The 22,735-nt window shown below is 33.1% G+C and carries 17 protein-coding genes; 9 read left to right on the top strand and 8 right to left on the bottom strand.

Translation table 11 applies throughout. The features are described from left to right. Positions 1 to 6 precede the first annotated feature (6 nt). On the top strand, positions 7 to 570 hold the full coding sequence (locus tag AC1EU5_RS13955; protein ID WP_480193023.1) for a Crp/Fnr family transcriptional regulator: 564 nt from the start codon (positions 7 to 9) through the stop codon (positions 568 to 570). Between the two features lie 313 nt (positions 571 to 883). After that, the gene (locus tag AC1EU5_RS13950; RefSeq protein ID WP_480193022.1) at positions 884 to 1,798 is read left to right on the top strand and encodes a DUF3179 domain-containing (seleno)protein; all 915 of its coding nucleotides are present in this window, start codon (positions 884 to 886) and stop codon (positions 1,796 to 1,798) included. A gap of 184 nt (positions 1,799 to 1,982) precedes the next feature. On the opposite strand, the gene AC1EU5_RS13945 is transcribed toward AC1EU5_RS13950, so the two are convergent. The 5 genes from AC1EU5_RS13945 to AC1EU5_RS13925 form a co-directional block, all read right to left on the bottom strand. After that, positions 1,983 to 2,972 (bottom strand): hypothetical protein, encoded by a 990-nt coding sequence (locus AC1EU5_RS13945; protein ID WP_480193021.1) that lies wholly within the window; start codon positions 2,970 to 2,972, stop codon positions 1,983 to 1,985. A gap of 66 nt (positions 2,973 to 3,038) precedes the next feature. Further along, positions 3,039 to 5,204, bottom strand: a complete 2,166-nt coding sequence (locus AC1EU5_RS13940; protein ID WP_480193020.1) for a DUF5916 domain-containing protein — start codon at positions 5,202 to 5,204, stop codon at positions 3,039 to 3,041. A gap of 5 nt (positions 5,205 to 5,209) precedes the next feature. Next, entirely contained in the window at positions 5,210 to 6,838 is a 1,629-nt protein-coding gene (locus AC1EU5_RS13935) for a nuclear transport factor 2 family protein (RefSeq protein WP_480193019.1), read from the bottom strand. A gap of 103 nt (positions 6,839 to 6,941) precedes the next feature. Next, entirely contained in the window at positions 6,942 to 7,913 is a 972-nt protein-coding gene (locus AC1EU5_RS13930) for an AraC family transcriptional regulator (protein ID WP_480193018.1), read from the bottom strand. 157 nt (positions 7,914 to 8,070) lie between these two features. Continuing rightward, positions 8,071 to 9,381 (bottom strand): dihydrolipoamide acetyltransferase family protein, encoded by a 1,311-nt coding sequence (locus tag AC1EU5_RS13925; RefSeq protein ID WP_480193017.1) that lies wholly within the window; start codon positions 9,379 to 9,381, stop codon positions 8,071 to 8,073. 291 nt (positions 9,382 to 9,672) lie between these two features. On the opposite strand from AC1EU5_RS13925, the gene AC1EU5_RS13920 reads away from it, so the two are divergent. The 4 genes from AC1EU5_RS13920 to AC1EU5_RS13905 all read left to right on the top strand — a co-directional run bounded on the left by AC1EU5_RS13920 (position 9,673) and on the right by AC1EU5_RS13905 (position 17,306). After that, positions 9,673 to 12,279 carry a zinc-dependent metalloprotease gene (locus AC1EU5_RS13920; RefSeq protein ID WP_480193016.1) on the top strand — a complete coding sequence of 869 codons (2,607 nt, stop codon included), beginning with the start codon at positions 9,673 to 9,675 and terminating at the stop codon, positions 12,277 to 12,279. A gap of 102 nt (positions 12,280 to 12,381) precedes the next feature. Beyond that, positions 12,382 to 15,669 carry an amidohydrolase family protein gene (locus AC1EU5_RS13915; RefSeq protein WP_480193015.1) on the top strand — a complete coding sequence of 1,096 codons (3,288 nt, stop codon included), beginning with the start codon at positions 12,382 to 12,384 and terminating at the stop codon, positions 15,667 to 15,669. Positions 15,670 to 15,744: 75 nt separating this feature from the next. Continuing rightward, on the top strand, positions 15,745 to 16,764 hold the full coding sequence (locus AC1EU5_RS13910) for a hypothetical protein (protein WP_480193014.1): 1,020 nt from the start codon (positions 15,745 to 15,747) through the stop codon (positions 16,762 to 16,764). After that, a complete protein-coding gene (locus AC1EU5_RS13905; RefSeq protein WP_480193013.1) occupies positions 16,764 to 17,306 on the top strand; it encodes a DUF5655 domain-containing protein in 543 nt (180 codons plus the stop codon). Before AC1EU5_RS13910 ends, AC1EU5_RS13905 begins: the two co-directional genes overlap by 1 nt. Here AC1EU5_RS13905 and AC1EU5_RS13900 read toward each other — a convergent pair. From AC1EU5_RS13900 to AC1EU5_RS13890, 3 genes are all read right to left on the bottom strand, one after another. Then, positions 17,298 to 18,527, bottom strand: a complete 1,230-nt coding sequence (locus tag AC1EU5_RS13900; protein ID WP_480193012.1) for an RNA polymerase sigma factor — start codon at positions 18,525 to 18,527, stop codon at positions 17,298 to 17,300. The two genes, AC1EU5_RS13905 and AC1EU5_RS13900, sit on opposite strands and share 9 nt — an antisense overlap. After that, positions 18,517 to 18,873, bottom strand: coding sequence for a YciI family protein (locus tag AC1EU5_RS13895; RefSeq protein ID WP_480193011.1), 357 nt, complete (start codon positions 18,871 to 18,873; stop codon positions 18,517 to 18,519). Before AC1EU5_RS13895 ends, AC1EU5_RS13900 begins: the two co-directional genes overlap by 11 nt. 63 nt (positions 18,874 to 18,936) lie before the next feature. Beyond that, positions 18,937 to 19,518: a hypothetical protein gene (locus AC1EU5_RS13890; RefSeq protein WP_480193010.1), complete on the bottom strand. Its 582-nt coding sequence runs from the start codon at positions 19,516 to 19,518 to the stop codon at positions 18,937 to 18,939. 47 nt (positions 19,519 to 19,565) lie between these two features. On the opposite strand from AC1EU5_RS13890, the gene AC1EU5_RS13885 reads away from it, so the two are divergent. From AC1EU5_RS13885 to AC1EU5_RS13875, 3 genes are all read left to right on the top strand, one after another. Continuing rightward, entirely contained in the window at positions 19,566 to 20,153 is a 588-nt protein-coding gene (locus tag AC1EU5_RS13885; protein WP_480193009.1) for a YdeI/OmpD-associated family protein, read from the top strand. Positions 20,154 to 20,263: 110 nt separating this feature from the next. Next, positions 20,264 to 21,754: a S10 family peptidase gene (locus AC1EU5_RS13880; RefSeq protein WP_480193008.1), complete on the top strand. Its 1,491-nt coding sequence runs from the start codon at positions 20,264 to 20,266 to the stop codon at positions 21,752 to 21,754. A 9-nt stretch (positions 21,755 to 21,763) separates the two neighbouring features. Continuing rightward, positions 21,764 to 22,663 (top strand): hypothetical protein, encoded by a 900-nt coding sequence (locus AC1EU5_RS13875; protein WP_480193007.1) that lies wholly within the window; start codon positions 21,764 to 21,766, stop codon positions 22,661 to 22,663. Positions 22,664 to 22,735 lie beyond the last annotated feature (72 nt).

Below are 22,735 nucleotides of genomic sequence, written 5' to 3'. Positions count from 1 at the left end.
TTAAAGATGGAAAAATTTCTCTTACAAGTCGAAACTTTCACTAATCTCAGCAAGCAAGAATCACTTGAATTGATTAAGTTGACTAAGATAAAGTCATATCGCAAAGGGGAAACCATATTAAGAGTAAGTCAATCCAACAAAAATTTATATTTTATTAATGAGGGGTATTTGAAAATATCATTCTTCAACGAAGGTAAAGAGTTTGTTATGAAGTTTTTCTGTCCACATGAATTTTGTGCTGTACTAGACACTCTTAACTCAGACCAAACATCTGACTATGCAATAATTGCATTGACTGATGTAAATTTAATAGAAATTGACTTCATAGGACTAAATCAACTAGCAACCCAACTTCATTCTATAGAAAAATTGATTTCGAATATTTCCTCTATGGCAACAAAAAAAATGATGAGTCGAATAAAAGAATTACTAGAAACAGAGGCCAAAGAAAGGTATATGAATTTCTTAAAACACAATAGAACATTAATGAATATCGTGAGTTTGAAAGATTTGTCTGCCTACCTTGGCATTTCACAAGTATCTCTTAGTCGAATTAGAGCTAGCATCTAGCTTATTTAACATATGTAAAAGGAATTGATTTAAATCAACTGTAGTTTTACCATAAATTTAACGACATGATTGAAATAACACTGTTTTATATATTAGCCATTTTGGCAATAGTAATAGGCATAGCTATTGTTCCAATAACATTCTTAGCGAAAACTCCAATCAAAGTGTTTTACTATCACTATTTAGCTCGTAAGCCAATAAACTGGGCGATACTTATTTCGCTAATTACCTGGACATTATTATATCTGAACAGCAAGGGGGATTTCCTATTTGGACAATAGCACCTATCGTATTGGTAATTATTGCCTTGTTTTTGGTTTACAAACTGCATCCTGAAAGTGCATTTAAAGCTATTGATTATCCTGAATTTTCAAATGACATCTCGAGTTTACCCATTGATGATGACAAAGAAATTGCGGTTATTGAATTTGAAGGAATTACCAAATGTTATCCACTAGACTTTGTCATTCATCATCATATAGTCAATGATAAATTTGATTCAAAAATCATATCCCTAACCTATTGTGCCATGTGCAGAAGTGTCATTCCATTTGATGTGACAGAAATAGGACCATTGTCAGTTTCGGCATTGAAAAATGGCAATATGGTCGTTGCAGACCGAAAGACAAAAACATTCTTTCAGCAATCCACTTTTAAGTCTCTCATTGGAAAACTGCATCCTAAAGAATTAATCATGATTCCTTTTCAAGTCCTATCATGGACAGACGTTAAACAATCAATTTCCTCTCCCCATGTTGTAAATGTAACTAAAAATGATTTTAGAGAATTTGAATTACCTATTCCTGGGGTTTGGAAAAAGATTGTTTCTTCGGAAACTGTTCCTGGTGTTTCAACCAAAGGTCATGACAAAACTTTTCCTGCGCGAACAAGAGTAATTGGAATAACAGATAGGTCTATAAAGGAAAAAGCAGTATATCTGAGAAAAGAAGTTCTTGAAAAAAAGCTTGTAATTAACGAAGAACATGACTTTTTCCTTTTTGGGAATACGACTGTAAAAGCATTTAGAAACACATTAAATAATTCGAAACTCAATATATTGGTTGAAGAAAACGAAATCATAGATTTAAATAGTGCAACCCACTGGGACATAAGAGGAAAATACATTTCAGGTACATTAAATAAAAACCTTGTCCCCATAACTATCTCTGACGAATACTGGTTCTCTTGGATAAAGTTCAATAAAGATTCCAAATTGATAAGGATTTAGCTAGGAAAAAAGCACATAACAAAATAAGTAATAGCTCCTTTCTGCTATCCAAAAAGTCATTGTATTTTAGTATCTTTCGAGTAAACAGACACTATGGTGAGTTATACGCTACTCCTCATACATAGAATGATAAGCGAAACCATAAAAAAGACCCTAAAAAGGACCTTTTTTTATATGAGCGTTATTAAATGGTTCCTCTAATTTTTAGTTTTACATAATCATACAACTCATTGGAGTCATGTCCTTTATTTTTTGCCCGTTTAATAAAATTAGCCGTTACATTATGAATTCTGGCTTTTTTAAGTGTGTTTGCATTCGGTTTGTTAATCTTAGTGGCTAACAATGATTCTATATAATCAGGGCTAATATTATGTATTGCAAATTTCTTAAGCATATCAGCATCTAAATTACCATACCCCGCTTTTGAAAGTTCATCAATATAATTTATGGTAATATTATGAATAGCAAACTTCTTTACCATATTGGCATCCATGTTTCCATAACCGGCCTTAGCTAGTTGGTCAATATAATGTAAAGACACCCCATGAATGGCCCATTTGATCATCATATCTACATCAAGATCACTATAGTTGGTTTTTCTCACTTCGGAAATATAGTCCAGATCAACATTGTGTATTCCTAGTTTTCCTAATTGACGTATGGTAGGTTGATAGCCCATTTGCTGAATGCCATTTACATACGACCTGGTAATATCTCCTAAAAACAGTTTGAAAAAATAATAGTCTTTATCACCATCAATGCTAGATAATACTTTTCCTTTTAAAAAACTTTCAAAATCAGCTTTTCGGGTAAAGGTAAATTTACCTGTTTCTTCATCAGCTGGAAATTTACCTTGAAACTTCATAAGGCCCGCTTCCCTATCTAATTCAAAACCTTCATTGGTTCTTTTTAATTCACTTTCATCTACCGAAAAATTGATATGAAATGAGCCTTGGTTTCTACCTCCAGAGTTCATTAGCCCTAAATAAATTGTATTTCCCTCTTTAGTAGCCGTCCAAAACCCCTTATCTAATTTGGGGGAATTCGAAAAATTATTGAATGAGATGTTTGTTACTCGTGTTTCTTTTTTGTCTTTTCTCTTTTGGGCGCAAGAAGTGGTACTTATAAAAATAGCCAATACGCATATGAGAATTAGTTTACATGATACTTTCATTGTGTATAGAATTAAATTGGTTCTATACAGGTAAACTCAGGTAATTTAAAAACGTTACAAAGCATTTTAAAAGTCAAGTCGATAATTCATTTTAAAAGCAATACCCCAATTCTTACGACGAATATTTTTGTCAAAATTATCTGTTATTACTAAATACACATAACTCAAAGGTTTGTATTCCCATTGTAACCTGCTATTAATATTAAAATTATCTCTTTGCGTATTGTATTGTATATAAGTTGTCCAATTTAATCGATTATTAAAAAAAACTTCACCTGTAAAACGTGTAAGGTGAAAGGTTTCTTCTCCTAATTCATTTAAATCTAATTTATTTATTTCATATGAAAGATCAATATTAGCATACGGTAATAATCTATATGATGCCGTCAGAAATCCAGCAGAGCGTTTACCATTATAAAATTGACCATGATGCAAATAGGTTCTAAAAACAAACTTTTTATTACTTACTGAGTTATACCCTACTCTACCTCTAAAATAACGGTATTGGCCAGGCAGCAGTACATTTTCATTGCCTAAAGGATCAAAGGCATATTTTAAATCTACATAATCATGATAAAAATTGACATAAACTGCAGACAGGTCTTTAAAGAATAATGCTGTATTGTAAAAGGAAGAAACTTGTGTTACATTTCCATTTTCATCAAAATAGGTGTTATTTCTTCCAAAAAAATAGCGGTATTCATTTAATTTCTTAGACTTGGGTAAAAATTTTGTCAAGAATAAATACCCTGAAGCTTCAGTATAACCTTCACGAATTACTTCATCGCTTAAAGCATCATAGTTAAACAGACGGGGTGCAAAACCTACATCGGTAATATAATTTTTACCTAAACTCTTAAGAGATAAATTCCATTCCATTCCACGTTTATTATACCAAATTCCCACATTATAAAAATTGTTATCACCTGAAAGATCATCATTAAAGCTTTTTGCAAAATTGACTAAACCTGTCCAACGATTGTTAGTTGACTTGTAATTTAGATTCATACCGACAACACGATTATAATCATCAAGAAACTCAAATTTATCAGTCTGTTGGCGATTGATTAAAAACGCTGTTGTTGTAAAACTTTTGGACAACTGTTGTTCAGCAACCAACGCTGTGAAATTTTGAGAATTTACATCATCATCGATTTCAGTTTGGGTATTTAAAAACCCTATTCTAGTTTTAGGTGTTAGATTTCCTGATAGTTTTAATCCAAATTGGATGTCACTATTAGCACCAACGCGTCTTGAATAGAAAGGGTTCACATCATCAGTTCCTAAATTAGAAAAGAGATCGGCATTCTCTAAGAAGAAATTTCGTCGTTCCGGAAAAAAGACTGAAAAGCGCGTTAAATTTGTTACTTGTTGGTCTACATCAATTTGTGAAAAATCAGGGTTAACAGTAGCATCAAGCTTCACTGATGAAGTAAGGTTATATTGTATATCTAAGCTAGGTTTAAATGTTACCTTGTCTTTATCATCTTCTACATCGTTTTGATAATTAGATGTAATTGATGGTGTTATTGCAAATCTAGAAGTTGATCTGTCCGGTAAATTTTCTACTGAAAAAGGTTCCGTAAATCGTAAATCGAAAAGGCGATAGTTTCTTTTTACATTTTTAAATATGGTCCATGCATTTTTTTTGATATCTCTTACATAAAACTGAATTCCAAAAACCGCATTTTCAGGGTTAAAATTAAGAGCTTTTAATGGAATTGCCATTTCATAAATTTTATTATTTTCTTGTGTAGTTACTTTAGCTTCCCAGATGGTATTCCAACTTGTAGAAAAGTCAAACCCACTATCAATGCGTTCTACCAATCCATCAATTAAAACACCGTACGCATTTGCCGAAAAATAATAAGCATTCTGTTGTTGATTTTGTGCGTCTAAAATCATTACAAATCCATCACTCAATCCAATGGGCACATCTCGTTTTAGAGAACTGACTTGGTTTCTGGGTGTACTATCTTTATATACCGCACTTACATATAGATGCGTTCCGTTATGAAATAGTTTTACTGAAGTTTGATTCGCTGCCAATCCTTCGTCAGTAGGTAAATAATTATAAAAATTAGTGTATTCAGGAAGTTGTTGCCAAACGGATTCACTCAATGCTCCATCAATTTCAATATCAGTATTAATATATTTAATTATAGGTTTATGTTGCGAATACAGTAACAGGCCATTGAACAATAGCACAATTAATATAAGTTTGATTTTCATCTATTCTATTTGCTAGATTCAATCAATTCAATGATTTTTAGAGATACTGGTTTTGATGATTGGTAATTTTGCCCGGTTACTAAACGTCCATCAGTCTCTACTGTAAATTTTCCTCTTTCTGAAAATATAAATTCTCCTCCTCGCTCCTTAATTGTTTTTTTAATCAGAAAAGGAAACGTTTTAAAATAGGGCTTGTTGGGATTTTCATAGTCATCAGGGTAGCCGCTTACACGTTTACCTTCTACCAAATACTTACCATCACTAGTTTTTAGATTTACAATTCCTGCAGTACCATGACAAACTGATGAAATAATACCATTATGTTTCTCATAAACATCCATTGCTATTTTTTGAATCTCTTGGTTTTCAGGTACTCCAAACATAGCAGCCCCACCACCTATATATTGTACCGCTTTATATTTGGAAGCATCAATTTCTGAAGGTGATTTTGTGTTTTTCAACATATTCATAAAATGAGTATTGTATAAATACTTTTTACTCATCTCGTCAGAAGTATTGATATATGACAAAGGAACAGCACCGCCTTTAGGGCTTACAAAATCTACTGTATAACCTGCATTTTTAAAGACATCATACGCATTTACAATTTCTGAAAAACTATTTCCGGTATTCAGGTTGGTGTTTCCGTAAAAATGAGCATTTGACACAATAAACAAAACCGATTTCTTCTCCGGATCATCTACGCGAGTTGCTGTTTTACTAATAATTTTCCATTCATCCTCGAGCTTTTTCAATAAAAACAAATCGATATATACCCATTTTCGATCTGGACCTGCAATTTCTACTTTTGCCATTGCAATATCTTTAAATAGTTCAATGTCTAAAATTCTTCCCTGCCTTCCATTGAATTTTCCAACTTCCCCGTTTTTGAAAAAATTGGCATATTCTTCCGGAGTGTATCTTTTAAAATTACCTTCTCTATTTGTAAGGTAAAGCGTTGCATCATTGGTAAAAGCATTTTTAACCTTGTCTAAAGTATTATATGAGCTTCCATCAATATAATCCAGAAGTGTTTTTTCTATTGCAAAATTTACTTCAGAACCATATGCATCGAATGAGCTACTCCACACTGTGTGAAAGCTTTCTGTTACTTTCGACTTTAATTTTCCGTTAGCATCTCGACTTATAAAAAAAGAACCTCCCCAAAGTTGATTTGGGTATTTTAATATTTGTTCAGTCATTTCACCTAATGATGGAATGGTTTCCTTTAGTTTTTTTATTGCTTCTTCTTTAGGAAACCATTCAAAATAATAGCCTTTAACACCTTGTTTTATTTCCCCATCAACATATTTGGCAGTATACATTAGTCTTGTGTCTGCTGAATTTTTAAAATCATATTTATAAGAAAATAATCCGCTAAGACTAGGCTTTGTAATCTTAAATCCAAAGGTATTTGTAAGACTATCTATAACTTCATTAAAACTTTGTCTTTCTGTATGAAATGTTGCAATAGTCACCCAACCAATTGGTGATTTTTTCATTAAAATTTCACCTTTATCATTAAGAACAGTTAATCTAACTACTGATTTATTAGGTTGTTGTTGATTAGAAGATTGCCCCAATAACGTATTAGAAGTAAGTATTATAAAAAATAACACAAGCACTTTTTTCATTTTTAAATATTTTAAAGTTTATTCAAACTTCTAAAAATGAAATTACGGCAAGGTTGTAAGCTATAATTTAGGTGTCCAACATTATAATTTCAGACGCTAAAGGCTATAAAAACTGCTTTTGAAATTCAGCTGGGGTTTGCTCAACTACTTTTTTAAATGTAGCATAGAAGTTTGATTTAGAAGAGAATCCTGACTCAAAACCAATAGCTTCTAAAGTAAGATTTTGTTTTTCTTGTAATAATCTCTTTGCCTCTTCAATACGATAATCATTTACATAGGCATTGAAACTTTTTCCAATATTATCGTTCACTAATTGTGACAATTTATGTGGTGAAATATGAATTTTGTTGGCAACACTATGAAGCTTTACATTTGAATTCTTATAAAGTTCTTCCTTCAACATTAAATCATTTAATTGTTTTAATAAAAAACTTGCTTCACTTTCATCAATCTTCTTGGTACCATATTTCTCAGGAATGTCTTGAAAAATAGTTTCTCTATTGTTCTTGGAAAGAAAGAATATTACCAAACCATAAAAGACCACCGAAAATGTAATTGTCCCAACCAAATACAAAAAGAATAGCCCTATTAAATAAGCTACAAAAATTAAAACATTTGCACTAAAAACTGCAATTAACCATATTTCTGCTGTGGTACATTTTTCATTTTTATTGTACAGTTTTTTGAAAATACTCTTCAAAGTAAATCCAGAAACTAACAAATATATTCCCCAAACTACATAAATAAAATATGCAAAAAAGTTATTCCAGAAATGACTATAATATTTGTAAGGTTTTATGATTCCAACTGTAACAATAAATAGAACAAGAATAGCAAAATGTATTTTCCATGATTTGGGTATTGACTTTCTATTTTCAATTGATGATTTTAGGTAATAAAAAAGCGCAAACCCTATTAAAAAACATGCTGATAGACCTATTTGTAAAATCAATAAATTTAGCTCCTCTTTAGGCGTAAAAATGGCATAAACAGATTTTCCAATGCGTATAGTCAATAATAAAACCAGTAATCCGAATAAAAGATTCTGAACACGCTTTCTTTTACTGAAAAACAAAAAATAAAGTGCTACTAAAAATCCATTGAAAACTCCTAAAGAGCAAATAAAAAAAAGTATGGGGCTATTAAAATTCAATTTTGATCAAATTAAACCCTAAAGTAATAAAAAAGCTTGGTAAAATTTCTAATCCGAATCTCTTAAAAAAGTAAATTTTTTAAAAATCTTGGTTAATATCCCATGCCTCAAGGGTTTCTTTAAGTGACTTAATAAACATACCTCCCAAGGCACCATTTACCACTCTATGATCATAAGAATGTGAAACAAACATCTTATGACGTATACCAATAAAATCCCCTTCAGGTGTTTCAATAACGGCAGGCATTTTTCGAATCGCACCTAAAGCCAAGATGGCCACTTGAGGTTGATTAATAATTGGCGTTCCCATAATAGAACCAAAACTACCAACATTGGTTACAGTATAAGTACCGTCTTGAATTTCGTCAGGTTTTAATTGATTCTCTCTTGCTCTATTTGCCAGGTCATTGACTTGTTTAGTCATACCAACCAAATTCAACTGATCTGCATTTTTAATAACAGGTACAATTAAGTTTCCATCAGGTAAAGCAGCAGCCATACCTAAATTGATATTCTTCTTTTTGATTATACTATCTCCTTGAACAGAAATATTAATTAATGGAAACTTCTTAATAGTGGCAGCAATAGCCTGCATGAAAATAGGAGTAAAAGTTAACTTCTCGCTTTCTCTTTTTAAGAATGCATCTTTTACTTTATTTCTCCATTTTACAATATTGGTAACATCTATTTCTATAAATGACTGCACATGCGCTGAAGTCTGAACAGAATCTACCATATGCTTTGCAACCAACTTGCCCATCCTTGTCATTTCTATAATCTCATCTTCACCACTTACAGCAATTGGTGCAGCTTTTGGCTCTGAAACCTTCTTAACTTTTGGAGTTTCTACTTTTTCTATAGATTGAGCGGTACCATTTGATCTGTTTTCTACATATAATAAAATATCATTCTTTGTAACTCTTCCTTCTTTTCCAGTACCTTGTAGGGATTCCAATTCATCAACGCTAACACCTTCTGCTTTGGCAATATTCTTAACTAATGGTGAATAAAACTTTCCGGATGGTGAGCTTTTAATTTCAGTAATTGCTGCAGCAACAGGCGCAACGGATATTTGCTCTCTCTCCTCTACTACATTTGAGACAATTTTTTCTTCTACAGCAGGCGCTACATTAGCAGAAACATTCTCTGCATCAGTTTCAATGATAGCTAAGGTCTGACCAACTTGTACTACATCATCTACATTAAACAATTTCTCTAATAATACTCCTTCTACCTCAGATGGCACTTCAGAATCTACTTTATCAGTAGCAATTTCAACAATGGCTTCATCTAACTCAATGGTGTCGCCTACTTCTTTTAGCCATGAGGTGATGGTTGCTTCTGCAACACTTTCTCCCATCTTAGGAAGTTTAAGTTCAAATTTTGCCATAATTATCCTTTCAATTTAAGAAATGCAAAGTTACAAAAAATGAGCATTCAAAAAACCACATTTTGTTTTGTTTTAATTGATTTCAAATTATTGATTTTGTAAAAATAAAATGATTTTTATGAGAAAAATAAAAAATACTGTAACAAAAAAAATCTAAAATTATCAATACAATAAATATGTATACTTATTTTATTAACATTTTTTAACAGTAATTTCATCCTTTTTGGTACTCTTTTTAAGTATCTTAGCCCCTCAAATTACTACAAACTAACATTAATTCATTTTAGCATTATGAAAATTCTAAATGTCAAAGTTGTCAAATTACTTGGTTTGGCACTTTTAACAATTGCCTTTCTGGTTCCTCAACCTATAGAAGCGCAAAGAAAAAAGAAGAAAAAGAAAGGTAAAGTTGAGGCACCTCCTCCTCCAAAGAAAGACAAGAAGAAAAGTATAAAAGACCTTACAAAATCCAGTAAAGAGATTGATGGGTTATTCAAAATTTATCAGGATACCATTACAGGCTCATTGCAAATGGTAATTTCTGAAGATCAACTCGGTAAAGAATTTATCTACTTCACTCAAATTGCTGATGCTCCGGGAGATATGGGCTTTGCAGGTAGAGGTATTTATAGAGGGTCAAAAGTATTTAAAGTAAAAAAACACTTTAATAAAATAGAGTTCATAACACAAAACACCTCTTATTACTACGATAAAGACAAAGCAATTTCTAAAGCTAGTGATGCTAACATTAGTAACGGTAATATGGCCAGCTTAAAAATTGAAACTCATGACAAGGATAAGGGTTTGTATTTAATTAAAGCTGATCCTTTATTTTTAAAAGAAACACTATCTCAAATTAAACCGCCTCGTTTTCCCGGTCAAAAACCTACCGCGTTCACCTTAGGTAATCTGGATAAAAATAAAACCAAAGTTGGCGCTATTAAAAACTACCCTGAGAATACAGACTTAGTGGTTGAATATGTGTATTCAAAACCCTCTGTATTAAACGGTGGTTCAAGAGCTGTTGTAGATGGAAGAAATGTAAGCGTAAAGGTAAATCACAGCTTAATAGCAATGCCGGAAAATGATTACAAACCCAGGTTTGATGACCCTAGAGTTGGGTATTTTATGACGCAGGTAAATGATCAATCATCTACAAGCGCCACTCCATATCGTGATTTAGTGCACCGTTGGAATCTTGTAAAAAAAGATCCTAGCGCAGCTATGTCTGAACCAGTTGAGCCCATTGTTTGGTGGATGGAAAATACAACACCTAGAGAAATAAGGCCAATTATTAAAAGGGCTGGTGAGCAATGGAACAAAGCTTTTGAAAAAGCAGGTTTTAGAAACGCAGTTGTAATCAAAGAACAACCTGATGATGCCGATTGGGACGCAGGTGATATTCGTTACAATGTATTGCGATGGACCTCTTCTCCTAATATTATGTTTGGTGGCTATGGTCCTAGTTTTGTAAACCCTAGAACAGGGCAAATTTTAGGAGCTGATATCATGCTAGAACATATAGTTTTGGGTAATTCTCTAAGAGGTGAAAAATTATTTGAAAAAGCTGCATTGCCAAATTTCTATGATGAAATGTCTGAACATATAGATGAGAATAATCATGGAAAATTTTGCGCTGCGAGTCAAATGGCACATCTAGATAATATGTTTGCTAATATTGCAGGCACTGCTTTTGAAGATGGAGAAATGGAAAAAAGTAAAATGCTAAATGAGTTTTTACACTTTTTGATCTTACATGAAATGGGGCATACCCTAGGCTTAAACCACAATATGAAGTCTAGCCAATTACATTCCATTGAAGATGTTAATAATGAAGCCATTACTTCTAACGTAGGTTTGACAGGTTCAGTGATGGATTATCCGGCAATTAATTATAATTTAGACAGAGATAATCAGGGTCAATACTGGATAACTACTCCCGGACCTTATGATGTTTGGGCTATTCAGTTTGCATATCAGCCTATGACTGATGTCGAATTGAAAGCTTTATTAGACAAATCTTCTCAGCCTGAATTAACATTTGGAAACGACGCGGATGACATGCGCGCGCCTGGAAAGGCTATTGACCCAAGAGTAAATGTTGGTGATATGACTAATGATGCAGTTCAATATGCTATCAATAGAATTAAATTGGCTAATGAAGTAGGTAAAGAAGTTTTAGCCAAGTACAAAGAGAAATCAAAAGGTAAGTCATTTCAGGAACTGCGTAATTCTTACTTTATATTAACTGGTCAACAAGCGGGATCTGCAAATACTATTTCTAGATATATTGGTGGTGTCTATGTTGATCGTTCTATGAATGGTCAAAATGGAGGGACTCAACCTTATACTCCTGTAGAAAGAGAAAAACAAAAAAAGGCTATGAAAGCCTTAAATGATTATGTTTTTGCTTCAAATTCTTTTACAGTGCCAAATGAAATATATAATTATGCAGCTGGCCAAAGAAGAGGATTTAACTTCTTTAGAAATCCTGAGGATCCAAAAATTCATGGAAGGGTTTTAGGCATTCAAAGAAATGTGCTAAGACACTTACTACATCCAAATACATTACAGAGAATTTCGGATTCTGAATTATACGGTAATAAATATCCTTTATCAGAAATGATGAATGACCTGAACAATGCTATCTTTAGAGCTGATAGATATAGCAATGTCAATTCTTTTAGACAAAATCTGCAATTAGAGTACACCAATATGTTGATTAATGGATTGACAGGAAAACAGAAAAATTCATACTCACACTCGGCTAGATCAATGATGCTATATAATCTAAAAAACATTAGAAATATGGCAACACCAACAGGAAATGTGGCAACAAGAGCACATAGACAGCATTTACGCACTTTGATAGATAATGCATTAAAAGAAATCAAATAATTTTAGTTTTATTTTCTGTTTTTAAAGAGCCATAATATATCTAATTGTGGCTCTTTTTTCATAAATAACTATCTTAGTACATCAACTAAACAACTAATTCAAATGAATCATTTTAAAAGTATTTTTCTTCTCGGAATATTGAGTTTATTCAGCCTAAATGCACAAGAAAAAAAAGATAAAAAATGGGATGTCTCTAACCCTGAAGGGGATTTCAATTTCAAAGAAGTACAACTTACCACAGACGAAGGCACATGGATGAACTTGGATGTGAGTCCTAATGGAAAGGAAATTGTCTTTGACCTATTAGGTGATATTTATAAAATACCTATTACCGGGGGAAAAGCGAAATTATTAAGAGAAGGAATACCCTTTGAAGTTCAACCTCGGTTCAGTCCTGATGGCTCTAAGATTCTGTTTACTAGTGATGCTGGTGGTGGTGATAACATTTGGGCGATGAATGCAGATGGTTCGGATCCTAAGCAAATTACCAAAGAAAAGTTTCGATTACTAAACAATGGAACCTGGTCAGCCGACGGTAATTATATTATTGCCCGTAAACATTTCACTTCTCAACGTTCCTTAGGTGCAGGCGAAATGTGGATGTATCATATTACTGGAGGTTCAGGTACACAGATCACCAAACGTAAAAATGATCAACAAGATGTTAATGAACCAAATGCATCTTTAGATGGTAAGTATCTATATTATAGTGAAGATGTATATCCTGGTGGATTTTTTCAATATAATAAAGATCCCAATAAACAGATTTATGTTATAAAGCGTTATAATTTTGAAAATGGTGAAATAGAAACTATTACTGGTGGGCCAGGTGGTGCGGCACGCCCGCAGGTTTCAAGGGATGGGAAAAAATTAGCGTTTGTAAAGCGTGTTCGAACAAAATCAGTTTTGTTTATTCATGACTTGGAGACGGGCGAGGAATGGCCTATCTATGATAATCTTAATAAAGACCAACAAGAGGCTTGGGCCATTTTCGGCGTATATCCTGGCTTTAGTTGGATGCCCAATAATGAAGAACTTGTATTTTGGGCCGGCGGAAAGATTCATAAAGTAAACATCAACACTCTCAACATCGAAAATATTCCTTTTGAAGCTGATACAAAAATTAAAATTGCCGAAACAGTAAAATTTGACTATCCCGTTTTTGAAGAGAATTTTACTGCAAAAGTTATTCGTGGAGCTGTAACGTCTCCTGACGAAAAATCAATTGTTTTTAATGCACTAGGCTATTTATGGACGAAAAAACTTCCAAATGGAAAACCAAAGCGTTTAACAAAAGGAGCTGATTTTGAATCTGAGCCTAGCTTTTCGCCGGATGGAAAGCACATTGTATATGTTACCTGGAATGATGAAAATTTAGGAGCAGTTTATAAGATTTCTGCTAAAGGGGGTACTGCTGTAAAACTAACTTCCAAAAGAGGAATTTATAGAAATCCTTCTTTTAGCAATAACAGCTCTAAAATTGCATATGTAAAGCAAAATGGCAATGGCGATCAAGGAAGAACCTTTGCAAAGAATAGTGGTATTTATATAATGAATGCTGATGGGGCAAATGCTAAACGATTGACAAAAGCAGGAGATTACCCTTCATTTAGCAAAGATGATTCACGAATATTGTACCAAACTGGGGGCTATCTATTTGGTAGTTTAACTAAAGAATTAAAAAGTGTTGACCTCAACGGAAAAGATGAGAAAACACATGTAAAATCAAAATATGCAAACAGATTAGTCCCAAGTCCTGATAATAAATGGATTGCCTTTAGTCATTTACATAAAGCTTATGTAGCACCGTTATTATTAACAGGAAAAACGATAGATCTTGACAATAAAACGAAAGCCATACCAGTGTCTCAAATTTCCAAAGATGCCGGTATTAATTTACATTGGTCCAAAAACAGTAAAAAAATCTATTGGACATTAGGTGAAAAATACTTTTCAAACAAAGTTGCTGAACGTTTTACTTTTTTAAAAGGCTCACCTGATAGTATCCCTCCTGTTACTGAAAAAGGAATCAAGATTGGTTTGGTCTCAAAAAGTGATAAACCTAAAGGACATATTGTTTTTACCAACGCCCGGATTATTACCATGGAAGGCGATCAAGTAATTGAAAATGGCAGTATTGTTGTTAATGCAAACAAGATCGAAGCACTCGGAAAAACTGATGAAGTAACTATCCCGAGTGATGCTAAAATTTATGATATGTCAGGTAAAACAATAATGCCTGGTATTGTAGATGCACATGCTCATGTTGGTGGATTTAGATATGGATTATCAACCCAAAAGCACTGGCAATTTTATGCCAATTTAGCCTACGGAGTAACTACAGCTCACGATCCGTCAGCCAATTCAGAATCTATTTTTGCCATGTCTGAACTCATAAAAAATGGAACGATGGTAGGACCTCGACTCTACTCTACCGGTGTTATTTTATATGGTGCTGATGGTGATTTTAAAGCCGTAGTCAATAGTTTGGATGATGCCCGTTCAGCAATTAGAAGAACAAAGGCTTTTGGAGCCAATTCGGTTAAAAGCTACAACCAACCTAGAAGAAATCAACGCCAACAAGTGTTACAGGCAGCACGCGAAGAAGGTATTTTTGTCGTTCCTGAAGGAGGTTCTACCTTTTACCATAATATGAATATGATTATAGATGGGCATACAGGTATTGAACATAACATACCCATTGCTCCGGTTTATAAAGATGTAATTGCTTTATGGAGTAACAGTAATACTGGTTATACACCTACATTGGTAGTAAACTATGCAGGAATGAGTGGAGAATATTATTGGTATCAGAAAGATAATATCTGGGAAAATGAAAAATTACTGAAATATACACCCAGACGCGTAGTAGATGCCAGAGCTCGCCACAGAACGATGATACCTATGGAGGAATATGAAAATGGTCATATTTTAACCTCTAAAACCTGTAAAGCATTAACTGATGCAGGTGTAAAAGTAAATCTAGGAGCGCACGGTCAATTACAAGGGCTCGGAGCTCATTGGGAATTATGGATGCTACAGCAAGGTGACATGACCAATCTGGAAGCTTTGAGGGCTGCCACCTTAAACGGAGCTGAATATATAGGTTTGGGAAATGAGATAGGCTCGTTAAAAGTAGGTAAGCTTGCTGACTTGATTGTACTGGATAAAAATCCCTTAGAGGATATTCTAAATACCGATAGCGTTCACTACACGATGGTCAATGGTAGACTCTATGATACTGAAACTATGAATGAAATAGGAAATACAGAAAAAAGTAGAACTAAATTTTATTGGGAAAACAACAAATACAACCAGTCATTTCAGTGGCATGAAGACGCACAAAGTTTTACCTTACCTGCATGCGGTTGCGAACTAGGACATAAGTAACTATTAATTGAGAAATACAGTAACATTCTTGATGATTTTAAGACTTATAAAGTAGAATATTAATGCGAAAATTTTATGAATAAAACCACCTTTTTTAATAGTCCTTTTATAGTTTTTGGAACTCCTTTGATACTTATTGCTGGTTGTATTCTTTTAGTACAAACTTCAGCTTTTGAAGCAAATCAAAATACTTTATCTTTTGCCATTACGTTGGACTTACTGTTGTCTGTGCCTTTTGTTTACTATATACTTATTAGAAAAAAGAAGATTCCAAAAACTACAGTTGTTCCTGTATTTATCCTTGGAATTGTTGTTGCTTCTTTTATTATCCCAAAAGAAAACCAGCACCTGTTGCAATTAACAAAAACCTGGGTATTACCTTTAGTTGAACTTGGAGTTTTAGCGTATGTAGGATTTAAGGTTTATAAAACCATTCAACTCTTTAAACAAGAAAAGCGGTATTCAACTGATTTTTTTATGGTTGCTAAAAAGGTTTGTAATGAAATGGCTCCTGCGAAAATAGCTACACTTTTGGCAACTGAACTGGCTGTGATTTACTATGGTTTTTTTAATTGGAAAAAGAACCATTTAAATGAAAATGAGTTTTCTTATCATAAAAATACTGGTAGTTTAACAATTTTGATTGCGGTAATAATGATAATTCTTATTGAAACCATTGTTATACATGCTTTATTAATGAAATGGAATATAGTAGTAGCTTGGATAGTTACTGGATTAAGCATCTACACTTTATTGCAAATCTTTGCCTTACTAAAATCAATTCCTAAAAGGCCTATATTTATAGAAGGTGAGAAACTGCATCTTAGGTACGGTATTCTTAGTGAAACCACTATTGAAATAAGTGAAATTGAATCCATTGAAGTCTCTACAAAAGAAGTTGAAAAGGATAAAAACATGCGAAAGTTATCTCCTTTAGGAGATATAGAAGGCCATAACATCATTTTACATCTTAAAAAAGAAAATATTCTTCATGGGTTTTATGGAATGAACAAAACATATACCTCCATAGCTTTTTATGTTGATGAAAAAGATGTTTTTACAGACAAATTAAATTCGCTTCTAAATTTAAAATAATGGATAAAGCCTTGCAAACAATGATTAATAATATGCCTGAAAAAACAGGTAAGTCGTTGGACGATTGGATCAAAATTCTAAAAACAAAAAATTTTGACAAGCACGGAGAAGCAGTTAAATTTTTAAAAACCGAACACGGTGTCACTCATGGATTTGCCAACACCATTGTGACTCTATCTAAGCAAAATAAGGACGCTCCTGATGATTTGGTAACCAATCAATATAAAGGTAAAGAAGCATTGATTCCTATCTATGAAAAGTTAGTTGAAGAAATTCTAAAATTTGGTGATGATGTTACCAAAACGCCAAAAAAAGGAAGTGTCAGTTTAATTAGGAAGCATCAGTTTGCCTTAATAAAGCCTGCAACTAAAACACGTATTGACCTTGGGCTAAAATTAAAAGGGAAACCTTCTGAAGGAAGATTGGGTGATTCAGGTCCATTTGGCACCATGTGTACACATCGAGTTCAATTAACCTCTGTAGATGAAGTTGATAGCGAAGTGTTGGATTGGATCAAAGAAGCTTATAATAAATCAGTTTAGCCCATCTAATTTATCTTGTATTAACTCCTTTCTAAATGACTGCTTGGCAGTTCTAAGGCTTTTTTTGTACCAATACTCAGACAGGTTTTGGTCTTTATCTGAAAGATATTCAGCCATACTCACAGAATAGTATAGATAAGAATCTTCTAACTGATCTTTAATTGCATCTAAAGCTTTTTTGCCTTGGTCATAATCTCCAAGTTCAAATAAGCAGATAGCCCTATTTAATCTAACGATAGGGGTGTCGTTTATCAATAGTAAGGTGTTGTAAAGTTTTAATATCTCTTGCCAATTCGTTTTTTGAAAAGTGGGCGCTGTTGTATGTAAAGAAGCAATTAAAGCTTCTAAATAATACCTGTTTAATTCCTTTGGTTTTATAAGATATTTAAAACCTAATGTTATTAAATCTTTATCCCATTTTGTACGGTCTTGTTTCCGTAAAGAAATAAAACCTACTTCATCATTAATTCTCGAATCAAATCGCGATATATGAAGATAACAGAGCGCCAACAAATGTTTTGTGGTTTCTCTCTCGGAAAATTTATCCAATAAATGCGCTAATCTAACCGCTTCATAACAAATATCTTTATTAATTGCTTGATTTGAAGATTTTGCAGTTGAATCATAGCCCTCATTAAACATAAAATAAATAATCTGCTCAAGATATTCAGCATCCTTAGGTAGTATCTGTTTACTTTTAGATGACGTAAAATAATTTTTAGGCAGGTTCTTTAACTTTTGCTTTACCCGTTGTCCTATTCTATAGACATTATCTTCTTTTAGTTGCAAACTATTCGCTATTTCAGTTACTCCAAAACCACAAATTGCTTTTAATGTAAAAATAAGTTTTGCTCTTGGTTTTACATCAAACTTACCACAGGCTAAAAGCAATTGTAACTGATCATCCTTAGAACTTTTAATATCTAATTGCAATGCATCAGCTGCATAATTTAAATCATCATTATGAACCAGTTTAGATGCTTTTCTAAGCTCATTGATGACATTATTTCTGGTTACAATAAACAACCAATCTTTGGGCCTATCAGGGTAATTATTAAACTTCCAGGATTTTAACGCTTTATAAAACGTTTCTTGCAGTGCATCCTCGATAATATCAACATGTTTAGCTCCAAATTTTACAACCAAAGAAGAAAACACCTCTTGATAGAAGTTTCTAAAGAGGTGTTCTGTTAAGTTATATAGAGAAGTATTATTCTTCAAATTGTGAGTAATCTACTACAGGTCTAATTTCTGTTTTGCCGCCCCATAAATGACAAGGACATTCTTTAGCAATATCAATAATTTCTTCTATACTATTTGCTTGCAGTAGATAAAAACCACCCACAATTTCTTTAGCCTCCATGTAAGGGCCATCTTTTACAACAGAGTTATTACCTACAATAAACTTACCCTCTGGTTCTAGGCCTTCACCACCTAATAACATTCCTTTTTCTGTTAATTTTTCAGACCAAACAATATGCGCTTCTATTAGTTTTTGCATTTCTTCAGGAGAATATCCTTTTTCCTTTTCTAATTCATCGTGGAGCAATAAAATAAATTTTTTCATTGTTTAAAGTTTTTAATGATTTATCTAATGACAAATCAACTATTGATTTTTGGACAAAAATTTCTATTCTCTTAATTTTCCATTAAAAACACTCACTTTTGAATTAAAAGGATTACCCGAAGCCCTTCGCATTAAAACTACTTGGCCAGTATGCCAAATGGCATCAGCAATAGGACCATTAATATTGTTCCAAAAAGGGTATTCTGAAGTACCTCTTTCACTCTTAAAAACAAGCTTAAAATCAGATAAATCTTTTTCATTTCTTAGCAAATCAGCTGCTTTTTTAAGGTTGAGCAATGTTTTTTTACGTTTTTCATCAAAAGTTAAATCTTCCTTTATAGCAGCAGTTCTATCATTTATTGTTTTCATAGCAGCATTAACCACAACATTAGATAAGCCATATATATGATCAATCGTTTCTTTACATGCCCTTCCACTCTCGCTGGGTTTATAATCCAAATCCTCAGTTCGCAGTCCTTCTGTTGCCCAATAGTATCTAAAGCCTAGCCCATCAATCATTCTAGCGGCCACACCACCTGCAGAATAACTTTCTGGACATTCTGGTATTTGATCATAAGGGAGTTGCTCCTGTGCAGGCATAAATAAAGATGAAATTATAAAAATTGAAGTGATAAAAATTTTCATTGAAAGATAATTTTGACACACTAAATATAAGTCAAAACTGTAACTTTATGAGCTCAATTCTTTACTTTATGAAAGAAATACCTGAACTATATTTTGAGAGGGACATTGATTGGTATGACTGGCTATTGTCTAATCATGATAAATCCGCAGGTATCTATCTTATTTTTTATAAGCTAGAAATGAAAATTCCAACAATGCGCTGGGAGGAAGCTGTAAGAGTGGCATTATGTTTTGGATGGATAGACTCTACTGTAAAAAGCTTAGGAAATGGTAAACGACGGCAATATTTCTGTCCAAGAAAACCAAAAAGTCCTTGGAGTGCTGTAAACAAAAAACATGTTGAAGAACTTATTACAGCAAATCTAATTCATGAATCTGGCTTTAATATCATTGAAAGAGCAAAAAAAGATGGTTCTTGGACAGCTATGGATGCTGTGGAAAAAGGCATTATACCAGATGATTTAAAAAAGTCATTTGATCAAAACCCTGGAGCCTATGAAAATTATAAAAATTTTGCCAGAGGATACAGAAAAAGTTATTTATCATGGCTTCATCAAGCAAAACGAGAAGAAACTAGGCAAAAAAGAATCGCACAAATTATTGATTTTTGCGCCAAAAACATAAAATCAAGATAATTCTTTATACAAAAAAGCAGCTGTTAAAATCTAATATCACCCTATAAAAAATATGTATATTTGTGTGATTCGCTTAAACCCCTACGAGCAATCAATTTAAAATATAGCCGATGAGAAAATTAGTAAATGCATTAGCTTTTTTCTTTTGCATCCTTACTTTGTACGCTCAAGAAAGAGTAATTGAGCCAGACACTTCTGTTGTTACAAAAAACGCAGTAACCATTAAAGGAAAAGTAGTTCCATACATTGCTACTGCTGGAACACAACCCGTATGGGATAAGGATGGAAAAGCAATTGCTTCACTTTTTTATACCTATTACAAGCGATCTGATATTAAAAATGACGCAAATCGTCCACTTATCATTTCATTTAATGGTGGGCCTGGATCTGCATCAGTCTGGATGCATGTAGCTTATACCGGACCAAGAATTTTAAAAATTGATGATGAAGGCTATCCTGTGCAGCCCTATGGTGTCAAGGAAAATCCATATTCAATTATAGATGTAGCCGATATTGTATATGTAAATCCTGTAAATACAGGGTATTCTAGGATGATTGCAGATGAAAAAGGAAAATACCCTGATAAAAAGCAATTCTTTGGTATTAATGCAGATATCAAGTATTTAGCAGAATGGATTACCACTTTTGTTTCTCGTAACAACAGATGGCAATCACCAAAATATATTATTGGTGAAAGCTATGGTGGAACCCGTGTGATGGGGCTTGCGGGTGAGCTACAAAATAACCAATGGATGTATTTAAATGGTGTTATCTTAGTTTCTCCTGCCGATTATAAGGTGTTTGAATCAGATGTACCTATTTCTACTGGTATTGATTTCCCATATATGACTGCTGCTGCCTGGTATCATAAAATGCTACCTTCGGAATTACAAAGTAAAGATCTTCTGGAAGTACTACCTGCATCTGAAGAATTTGCCGTAAATGAGTTAGTGCCTGCGTTAGCAAAAGGTGGATTTATAGGTGAAACTGAAAAAAATACAATTGCTAAAAAGATGGCTTACTATTCAGGCTTGACTGAAGATGCAATTTTAAAACGTAATTTAGATGTAACACCTAGATTCTTCTGGAAAGAATTGTTGCGTAACAAAACAGGGCAAACCCTTGGAAGGTTAGATTCTCGTTACTTAGGTATTGATAAGATGGAAACAGGTGATAATCCAGACTACAGTGCAGAATTAACCTCTTGGTTACATTCATTTACACCAGCTATCAACTATTATATTAGAGAAGTATTAAACTACAAAACCGATTTAAAATACAACATGTTTGGACCTGTCCGCCCATGGGATAGAACAAATAATAATGTACGTGAGCGTCTTCGTCAAGCTATGGCACAAAATCCTTATTTAAATGTGCTAACGCAATCAGGCTATTATGATGGTGCTACCACTTATTTTGGTGCTAAGTATTCTATGTGGCAAGTTGATCCTAGTGGTAAAATGAAAGACCGTTTTGGTTTTAAAGGCTATAGAAGTGGTCATATGATGTATCTTCGTAAAGAAGATTTAGAAAAAGCGAATGATGATCTTAGGGCATTTATTAAAAGAACTTTTAACCAAGGTAAAGCGGCAAAATATTAGAATGTTTCTATGCAAAAGAGATTAGTGTTTATTGTTTTTTTTACTATCAGTTTTCTATCTGCACAAAAGGCCTCAGAAGTTTATTTATTTGATTTTATTGAAATAGACTCAACCACAAATAGGTATGAGTTAAAAAACCCAATAAATCTTTCTGACAATCCTGGTTTTTATGATAACCAACCTTCATTTTTAAATGACGGGCGTGGTGTTTTATTTTCATCAACAAGAAATGAGCAAACTGACATAGTACTTTATGACATTGAAAAGAACGAAAAAAAATGGTTAACTGATACTGAATACAGTGAGTATTCCCCATTGCAAACCCCAAATAAAAAATTCTTTTCAGCTGTTCGATTAGAACAAGATGGCACACAACTATTGTGGTACTATTCATTGCGAAGGAAAAATCCAAAAGTACTCATAGAGAATTTAAAAGTTGGTTATCATGTATGGTTTAACGACCAGATTGTGGTATCATTTGTTTTAGGAGAACCATCAACACTTGAGGTATCAAACTTAAAATTTAAGATTAAATACCCCATTGATAAAAATATAGGTAGATCACTGCAAAATATTCCTAATTCTGAGCTGATTAGTTTTATTAGTCTTGAACACGAAGAACCAGAGATTTATGCCATTAATCCCATAAATAGCGAAAAGAAATACATAGTTGACGCGCTACCAGGGTCACAAGATTTGGTTTGGACGCCAGATGGTAGGATAATTATGGCAAAAGGTGATAGTTTATATATGATTTCACCTAAAGAAAGTAAAGAATGGAAGAAAATTGCATCTATCAAAGAATTTGATCTAGATGGTATCACTCGTCTCGCCATAAGCCCCTTGGGAAATAAAATAGCATTAGTAGTAAATGAAAAGCCCATTGAAACATCAAGTTCAGAAAACTAGTAGTTTATTAATTATTAGCCTAATATTTCTTACTTCATGTAGTCCAAAGCTGTTTAAAGAAAAGTGGACGAC

It is taken from the genome of Maritimimonas sp. 2405UD52-3 (genome assembly GCF_056591715.1).
This window is presented reverse-complemented; position numbering and strand designations above follow the sequence as displayed.

Bases quoted from the DNA above. Each gene is read 5' to 3' on its own strand.
- AC1EU5_RS13955 (WP_480193023.1), top strand. From the start codon at position 7: ATGGAAAAATTTCTCTTACAAGTCGAAACTTTCACTAATCTCAGCAAG.
- AC1EU5_RS13945 (WP_480193021.1), bottom strand. From the start codon at position 2,972: ATGAAAGTATCATGTAAACTAATTCTCATATGCGTATTGGCTATTTTT.
- AC1EU5_RS13940 (WP_480193020.1), bottom strand. From the start codon at position 5,204: ATGAAAATCAAACTTATATTAATTGTGCTATTGTTCAATGGCCTGTTA.
- AC1EU5_RS13935 (WP_480193019.1), bottom strand. From the start codon at position 6,838: ATGAAAAAAGTGCTTGTGTTATTTTTTATAATACTTACTTCTAATACG.
- AC1EU5_RS13925 (WP_480193017.1), bottom strand. From the start codon at position 9,381: ATGGCAAAATTTGAACTTAAACTTCCTAAGATGGGAGAAAGTGTTGCA.
- AC1EU5_RS13920 (WP_480193016.1), top strand. From the start codon at position 9,673: ATGAAAATTCTAAATGTCAAAGTTGTCAAATTACTTGGTTTGGCACTT.
- AC1EU5_RS13915 (WP_480193015.1), top strand. From the start codon at position 12,382: ATGAATCATTTTAAAAGTATTTTTCTTCTCGGAATATTGAGTTTATTC.
- AC1EU5_RS13910 (WP_480193014.1), top strand. From the start codon at position 15,745: ATGAATAAAACCACCTTTTTTAATAGTCCTTTTATAGTTTTTGGAACT.
- AC1EU5_RS13905 (WP_480193013.1), top strand. From the start codon at position 16,764: ATGGATAAAGCCTTGCAAACAATGATTAATAATATGCCTGAAAAAACA.
- AC1EU5_RS13895 (WP_480193011.1), bottom strand. From the start codon at position 18,873: ATGAAAAAATTTATTTTATTGCTCCACGATGAATTAGAAAAGGAAAAA.
- AC1EU5_RS13890 (WP_480193010.1), bottom strand. From the start codon at position 19,518: ATGAAAATTTTTATCACTTCAATTTTTATAATTTCATCTTTATTTATG.
- AC1EU5_RS13885 (WP_480193009.1), top strand. From the start codon at position 19,566: ATGAGCTCAATTCTTTACTTTATGAAAGAAATACCTGAACTATATTTT.
- AC1EU5_RS13880 (WP_480193008.1), top strand. From the start codon at position 20,264: ATGAGAAAATTAGTAAATGCATTAGCTTTTTTCTTTTGCATCCTTACT.
- AC1EU5_RS13875 (WP_480193007.1), top strand. From the start codon at position 21,764: ATGCAAAAGAGATTAGTGTTTATTGTTTTTTTTACTATCAGTTTTCTA.